This is a genomic window from Stenotrophomonas sp. 05L44_2 (genome assembly GCF_056665995.1).
In genome coordinates this window covers 1-1,428 of record NZ_JBFTNR010000898.1, presented here as the reverse complement: position 1 = coordinate 1,428, position 1,428 = coordinate 1, and the positions used below count along the sequence as shown (strand labels likewise).

Below are 1,428 nucleotides of genomic sequence, written 5' to 3'. Positions count from 1 at the left end.
ACGCAGATCCGCAGACCGGCGGCCACCGTATTCGCGGGCAGGGCATCGATACGGGCAAGGGCAGGGCGGCGCAGCTGCACCATCCCCGCCTGCCAGGCACAGAGCGCTCCGATGTCGCGCAGTACCGGCAAGGATGTGCACCCGCCTGCATGCGCGGCCATCGCATCGATCCATTGCGCGACGCGAATGTCCGGACTGGCGCCCAGCCGCACCACCGCATTGCTGATGGTGCCGAGGGTCTCGCGCGGAGCGTCGGCCAGCAACGGGGCGAGGGCCGGGGCCAGCGAGCGCCAGGCCTGCTCGACCCACGGGAGACGCGCCTTCGGGCCGGCATGGCCCTGCGCCACCAGCTCCAGACCGATCTCGAAGGCGGCCTCGCACGTGCTCTGCGTTGCCGACGGGTGGTGGCGCTGGATGGCCTGGCAGAGGGGGTCGATGGTCTGGGTGACGAACGCGCTGAAGGCGGCCATGTCCAGGCCGGGCCAGCGGTGGCGGGCATCGGCCACGGCCTGGTTCAGCACGGAACGGCGCGCGGCCAGCAGCTCGGCGAGAACGGCGGAAACCACGATCAGCGTGCCCGCAGCCAATGCAGGTAGTTGGTGTAGCGCTGGTGCAGGTACTTCAGCTTCAGCAGGTCGTCGTACAGATGGCCGTACAGCTTGCGTCCCTTCACCCGTTCCTCCACCAGACGCTCGATGCGGGTCAGGCGCTTGCGCGTTTCCGTCTCGGTCATCCCATCCAGGCCCCGCTGGAACTGTGCCGACAGCTCGCCCACCGGATCGTCGCGATCCAGATCCAGCCGGTCATATTCGGCATTGGAGGCATCGAGCAGCCAGCGCAGCCAGCTGAGCCGATCGCTGCGATAGGGCGCATTCTCCGGCAGGGCGAAGAAGGGAGCATCAAGATCCGGTTGCAGCTTGTCGTTCAGCACGAAGGGCAGTACCTGGCGCACATCCTCCAGGGCAACGGCAGGGCTGCCGCGGAAGTACGCCATGGCCTTGGCGAACATCAGCAGGGTCATCAGGTTGCGCACCGACAGGCCGTTGCGGGTCTGGCAACCCAGGTCCTTCATGCGATCGCGGCCGCTGTCGGCAGCGGTTGCCTGCGCCCATTCGGTGCCGGCCAGGCGCACGGTGTCCTTGGTCAGGTACTCGAACTGGGCGCCGGCGGTTTCCATCAGCTCGAACTGGCTGCTGAAGAATTCGATGCGGCGGCGCACGTCCTGCGGTACGTCGACCGCGCGGATCTCCTGCAGCAGCTGGTCGCCCTCGGCCTCGCTGAAGATGATGTCACGCGGCACGACCTCTTCCGGGCGGATGTCCTGCTCGATGCGCAGCAGCATCTCTTCCAGGAACCGCGGGTTGAATGCCAGTGCCTGCACCACCACGTCGATGCGGTCGCGCAGGGCTTCGATCACCTGGTAGGTAC

At 67.4% G+C, this 1,428-nt stretch carries 2 protein-coding genes; both read right to left on the bottom strand.

The genetic code is table 11. The annotated features are described in order from the left end of the window. A partial coding sequence (locus AC1VAN_RS21785) for a hypothetical protein (protein ID WP_480986739.1) occupies positions 1 to 566 on the bottom strand: 566 nt, incomplete at its 3' end. Between the two features lie 2 nt (positions 567 to 568). After that, positions 569 to 1,428: hypothetical protein (locus AC1VAN_RS21780; protein ID WP_480986738.1), on the bottom strand; the 860-nt coding region annotated here is incomplete at its 5' end.